Source organism: Streptomyces sp. NPDC006265, from assembly GCF_040613555.1.
GTDB lineage: Bacteria > Actinomycetota > Actinomycetes > Streptomycetales > Streptomycetaceae > Streptomyces.
Genome location: NZ_JBEXSH010000647.1, coordinates 1 through 5,284, shown reverse-complemented (window position 1 = coordinate 5,284; position 5,284 = coordinate 1). Strand labels below are relative to the sequence as shown.

At 74.8% G+C, this 5,284-nt stretch carries 5 protein-coding genes and 2 pseudogenes; 3 read left to right on the top strand and 4 right to left on the bottom strand.

The features are described 5' to 3' along the window. The 4 genes and pseudogenes from ABZ281_RS36375 to ABZ281_RS36360 form a co-directional block, all read right to left on the bottom strand. On the bottom strand, nucleotides 1-1,302 hold a 1,302-nt coding region (locus tag ABZ281_RS36375), incomplete at its 3' end, for a copper resistance protein CopC (RefSeq protein WP_356662326.1). A gap of 158 nt (nucleotides 1,303-1,460) precedes the next feature. Next, nucleotides 1,461-1,940 carry a cupin domain-containing protein gene (locus tag ABZ281_RS36370; RefSeq protein ID WP_356662325.1) on the bottom strand — a complete coding sequence of 160 codons (480 nt, stop codon included), beginning with the start codon at nucleotides 1,938-1,940 and terminating at the stop codon, nucleotides 1,461-1,463. Next, complete coding sequence (locus ABZ281_RS36365; protein ID WP_356662324.1) at nucleotides 1,937-2,545, bottom strand: GNAT family N-acetyltransferase; 609 nt, start codon at nucleotides 2,543-2,545, stop codon at nucleotides 1,937-1,939. The genes ABZ281_RS36370 and ABZ281_RS36365 overlap by 4 nt, the downstream gene beginning before the upstream one ends. Further along, a pseudogene (locus ABZ281_RS36360) lies at nucleotides 2,538-3,380 on the bottom strand (penicillin acylase family protein); the annotation flags it as partial. The gene ABZ281_RS36365 and the pseudogene ABZ281_RS36360, both read right to left, overlap by 8 nt. Here ABZ281_RS36360 and ABZ281_RS36355 point away from each other — a divergent pair. From ABZ281_RS36355 to ABZ281_RS36345, 3 genes and pseudogenes are all read left to right on the top strand, one after another. Then, nucleotides 3,378-3,863: pseudogene (locus ABZ281_RS36355) on the top strand (siderophore-interacting protein); the annotation flags it as partial. The pseudogenes ABZ281_RS36360 and ABZ281_RS36355 overlap by 3 nt on opposite strands. A 36-nt stretch (nucleotides 3,864-3,899) precedes the next feature. Continuing rightward, complete coding sequence (locus tag ABZ281_RS36350; protein ID WP_356662323.1) at nucleotides 3,900-4,493, top strand: HhH-GPD-type base excision DNA repair protein; 594 nt, start codon at nucleotides 3,900-3,902, stop codon at nucleotides 4,491-4,493. A gap of 98 nt (nucleotides 4,494-4,591) precedes the next feature. Further along, entirely contained in the window at nucleotides 4,592-4,963 is a 372-nt protein-coding gene (locus ABZ281_RS36345; RefSeq protein ID WP_356662327.1) for a hypothetical protein, read from the top strand. Nucleotides 4,964-5,284: the final 321 nt, after the last annotated feature.

Here is a 5,284-nt window from a genome sequence, read left to right as displayed (position 1 = left end):
CTCCTCGTCCGATGCGCCGGGCCTCTCGGATGCCCGGGGTTCTTCGGGTTCCTGGGGCCCCTCGGGTTCCTGAGGTTGCGCCGGTGCGCCGACCGGCTGGGGAACCCGCTCCTGGACGGCGGCCCGGGTGACGGCCGCCGGTGCCGCGATCCGCCGCGTCCAGCGCCGCGAGTACCCGGCCACCAGCAACAGCACGGCCACCCCGGCGAGTTTGGCGAGCAGCAGCCGCCCGTACGACGTGCCGGTCAGCGCGGAGAGGGAGCCGAGGCCGCGCCAGGACTGGTAGACGCCCGTGACGGCCAGGACGGTCACCGAGGCGAAGGCGATCCGCGAGAAGCGGGGCACGATCTCCGGCAGGTCGTCGCCGGCCGGGCGGCGCAGGGTCAGCAGCAGCGCCACGAGGCCGCCGAGCCAGACCCCGGTCGCCAGCAGGTGCACTACGGACGACGTCATCGCCAGCGGCACCTGGATCCCGGCGGAAGCGTGCTCGGCCGCCGCCCAGGTCAGCGCCAGGGCCGCGGCCAGGGCCGTGCCGATCGCCAGGGCGGCGGGCCGCTCCTCGGAGCCACGGCGCCTGGACAGCCGTATCAGGAAGGCGGCGGTCAGCAGGAGGACGACCAACCGGGCGAGCAGGGCTTCGCCCGGGCGTCCGGCCAGGGTGCGGCCGAGGGCGGAGGCGTCGAAGGCGCCGGCCGGGCCCGTGCCCGTCTCGTAGGGGGCGCGCAGCAGGAGCAGGGCGACCGTCGAGCCCAGCAGCGGCCACCAGGCGGCCACCAGCGGCCTACGCAGGGGAGACGTGTCCGCGGGCCGGCACAGCAGCGCGAACGCGGCCAGGCCGACGAGCAGTGCGGCGGCGAGATAGGCGAGGTAGCGGGCGGCGTCGTGGAGGCCGCCGGTGAGCGGGTCCTCGGCGGGGCCCGTGTCGATCTGTCCCGTGGTCGCGGACGGTTTCCCCACGGAGAAGGTGAAGGCGCCGGAGACGGGGTGGCTGTCGGCGGAGACGACGCGCCAGGCCACCGTGTACGTGCCCCGGGCGAGCTTGCCGGGCAGGGCGACCCGGGCCGTGTCGGAGCGGCCGTCCGCGTGCGTGGCCTCGTCGGTGTGGACCCGGCGCTGGTCGGGGCCGAAGACCCGGAAGGAGTCGTCGAGCAGGCCCACGGACTCGGTGAAGGTCAGGGTGACGTGGCGGGGGGCCTGCTGGACGACGGATCCGTCGTCGGGGTCGGTGCCACGGAGGGCGGCGTGGGCGGAGGCGGGGGTTGCTCCGGCGAGGAGCAGTACCAGCACGGTGCCGAGCAGCACCACGGCTTGGAATCGCTGGGGATATCCGCCATTGCGATCCTCGTTCCGCCGTTGGTCCACGTGGGTCTCCGGGGTCGGTCTGTACGGCTACGAGTGAAGTACGGGCCGGGCCGGTGTCGTGCTCACCGGGCTCGGGAGAGGTGGACTGCTCACCAAGCTCAGGAGGCGGGCCTGGACAGCCCTGCGATCTCGTCGGCCACTGCCGGATAGCGGGCTGTCAGCTCCGCGGCGTCCCCGTGCTCATAGCCGCCGAACGTGAAGCCGGGCGCCATCGTGCAGCCGAACAGGGCCCACGGCCCGGCCCCGCGCACCCGCCCGCCCATCCACGTGCCCGCCGGGACGGTGAACTGGACGTGCTGGCCGTGCAGGACGTCCGGCCCGAGGACCACCGTCCGCGCGGTGCCGTCCGGGGCGAGCAGGAGGAGCTCCAGCGGGTCGCCCCGGTAGAAGTGCCAGATCTCGTCCGTCGGCAGGCGGTGGAGGGCGGAGAAGTCGCCCGCTGTCAGGAGCGCGACGATCGCCGTGCCCTCCGGCCTGCCGTCGGGGCGTTCGAGGCCGGCCCAGGTCTGGCGGTACAGGCCGCCCTCGCGCGGGATCGGTTCGAGGCCGAAGTGGGCGATGAGGTCCTCTGGGGTCACTCGGGGAACAGTATCTCCCGGTCGAGGAAGGCGAGCTGGGCCTTCTTCTCCGGCAGGTATACGTCCGGGAGGTCGATCTCCGGCAGCACCACCACCGGCCCGGGGGCGAAGCCGAGCTTGAGGAAACGGGTGACCGCCTTCTCGTTGCGCACGTCCGGGTCGACCACGATCCGCCGGCGGTCCAGGCCCAGCAGGACGTATCCGGCGATGGCCGCCACCAGCCGCGCGGTCCACCCGGGTCGGGCGCCGCCCGGTCCGGCCGGGGCGAGGAGCAGGTGGACGCCGATGTCGCCGGGGCGGACGTCGTAGCACTCGCCGACGCGGTCGGCCTCCGGCTCGTAGGTCTGCAGGAGCGCGACCGGCTCGCCGTCCCGGAGGACGAGGTGGGCGTGGTGGGTGTCGAGCGTGGCCATGTGGGCGTAGATCCCGGCGACCTGTTGTTCGGTCAGTTCGGTCATGCCCCAGAAGGCGGCCCGGTCCTCGCCGACCCAGTGGTGGATCACGGCGGCGTCGGCCCCGGGGTCCAGCGGCAGCACGCGGACGGTGCCGAAGCCGTCGGTCACCTGCTCGTGGACGGGCGTGCGGGAGGCGTACGGGTCAGACATCGGTTTCCTTCTTCAGCCGGGTCCAGTCGGTGACGACCGGGACGAGGTCTCCCGCGAGCCAGAGGGGCAGCTGGTCGCGGTGGTGGGGCGAGCCGGGGACGCCCGAGGCACCGAGCGGGACCACCCAGCGGCTGTCCTCGCGCCGGGCCAGGTCCCAGACGTAGCGGGCGGCCGGGCCCCGGGCGGCACGGTCGGTGAGGCCCGGCACGCCGGAGGTGCACAGCACGCAGTCGTGGTCGCCGGACAGCCCCGGTTCGTCGTACGGCTGCTCCGGCTCCAGTGCACGCCAGGGGGCGAGGCGGTGGGTGTCGCCCCAGGCACCGGCCGGCGGACGCAGGGCCACTTCCTCGACGGCCGCGCGGACGGCCGCCGGGCGGTCGATTCCGTACAGGCCCTCGGCCCGCAGCAGGTGTTCGAGGGCGAAGCCGACCCGGGGGACGAGGGCGAGCCAGGGCCGGAAGACCTCCGGATACGCCGGTGGTGTGGTGAGCGCGGCGAACGCCGGGTGCGCCGCGAGCTGCCGCACGACCGCTCCGCGCACGGCCGCGTAGAGGGCCGCGTCGGCGCTGCCGGCGTCCATGCGGCGGTCCCAGCCGAGGAGTCGGTCCCGGAGGGCCGCTGCCTCGGGGGTGAGGTCGTCGAGGGCGTCGAGGTGATCCAGGAGAGGGGAGGCAGAGGCCAGGTACGTATCCGTGTGGAGGGCGGGCATGCCGGCGGCGGACCAGCGCTCCTTGCCCGCGAGCAGCGCGGCGATGCGGTCGGCGCGATGCGGCGGGGCGAACTCGACGCCGAGGGGTTCGGCCGGACCACGCTGGTTGGCCATGACGGCGACGCCGGCGCCTTCGGACTGGAGTTCGCCCTGCACGAGGGGTGCGCCAGCGACTGGGCCAGGGCGGCGAAGCCGGGCGACACCATCGAGGCGACCGTCCAGGGCACCGGCTTCGACCACCCGGACCCCGCGCCCTCGCACGTCTTCGCCGTCGGCGACCCGGCCTCGCTGCCGGCCATCAACTCCCTCCTGGACGCCCTGGGTTCCGCCCCGGCCACCATATGGTTCGAGGGCGGCGACGACGACCTGCCGTTCCGCACCGACCCGGAGAGGCACGAGCTGCGCAGGGTGCCGCGCCAGGACTCCGGCGCCCACCTGGTCGACCGCGTGAAGTCGGACCTGGCCGGGCTGCTGGACGCAACCGCCGACCCCTACGTCTGGATCGCCTGCGACACGGTGACGACCCGGGCCCTGACGGCGTACGTCCGCAAGGAACTGGGCCTGCCCAAGCAGCGGGTGCACGCGCTGGGCTACTGGCGGGCCACCTGAGCAGCGGGAGGGCCCGCCCCGGGGGATGATCGGGGCATGGACGTCACTCTTCACCTCGCCCAGGATCCCGAGGCCGACGCGCTGCTCGGCCGCAGCCCGCTCGCCGCGCTGGTCGGCATGCTGCTGGACCAGCAGGTCCCCATGGAGTGGGCGTTCAAGGGCCCGGCGACGATCGCCCAGCGGTTCGGCACGGACGATCTGGACGCGCACGAGATCGCCGCGCACGAGCCGGAGGCCTTCGCCGCGCTGCTGTCGCAGAAACCGGCGGTGCACCGCTACCCGGGCTCCATGGCCAAGCGGATCCAGCAGCTGTGCCAGTACCTCGTCGAGCACTACGACGGCGACGCCGAGGCCGTCTGGAAGGGCGCCACCACCGGCAAGGACCTGCTGAAGCGGCTCGCGGAACTGCCCGGCTTCGGCAAGCAGAAGGCCCAGATCTTCCTCGCCCTGCTCGGCAAGCAGCTCGGGGTCCGGCCCACGGGCTGGCGGGAGGCGGCGGGCTCCTACGGCGAGCCGGACTCGTTCCGCTCAATCGCCGACATCACCGGCCCCGAGTCCCTGGTCAAGGTCAGGGCGCACAAGCAGGAGATGAAGGCGGCGGCCAAGGCGGCGAAGGACTCCGGCGTCTGAGGTGTATGGACCCGCCAGGCCGTGACCGCGGCCTGACGCCCGTCGTCCGCCCGGCCCGTCCGGGTGGCGAGCCCCTCGGGCCCGGCCGAGCATGAACCATGGCAGAGCCACCGAGCGGCTCCCCCCGGGACCGGGAGCACGACACCGACCGCGACCGCCCGCCCCTGGGCCTGGAACCCCCTGTCCGGCAGGGTCCGGGCCCGAACGGCCCCCACTCCCGTGACCAGCCCGAACGGCACGGCCACACACCGTCCGTGCCCCCGGACCACTGGCCGTACGACCCGCAGGCGCCCCGCGGCGCCGGCCCCCGCGAACGGACCGCACAGCCCGGCCCGCAGGACCCCTGGCCATCCGACCCGCACGGCCCGGACCCCTCCGCGGAGAGCCACCGCGTCCCGGGCACCGGCATGGGCCGGCCGGGCGGATCTCGCGGCCGACGGGATGAACGGCGCGGCCGCGGCGGGGAGTGACCTCCCGTGACCCCGCAGCAGCGGGCCCCCGCAGCCCGCACCGGCACGCCTGGCTGCGGGTGCTCGCCCTGCTCGTGCCGGGCGCGTACGCGGAGGCCCACACGGGATGGACGGCCACCCTCTCCGGCAAGAGCACCACCGTCGCGTGCGATCTCCTCGACACGGCCGTGCGCTTCCACCGGCCAGAGCCGCCCGCCGCCCCGCCGTCCGGAACTCGGCCGGGAAGCCGGTCGCCGTCCAGCTCTGGTGGACGTCCGCCGCCCGGCCCTCGACCCGGGCGTCCTGGCGGCCCGGCGCGGCGATCCCGGAGAGGTCGCCCTT

Coding starts and splice junctions, on each gene's coding strand:
- ABZ281_RS36345 (WP_356662327.1), top strand. CDS start 4,592: ATGGCAGAGCCACCGAGCGGCTCCCCCCGGGACCGGGAGCACGACACC.
- ABZ281_RS36365 (WP_356662324.1), bottom strand. CDS start 2,545: ATGTCTGACCCGTACGCCTCCCGCACGCCCGTCCACGAGCAGGTGACC.
- ABZ281_RS36350 (WP_356662323.1), top strand. CDS start 3,900: ATGGACGTCACTCTTCACCTCGCCCAGGATCCCGAGGCCGACGCGCTG.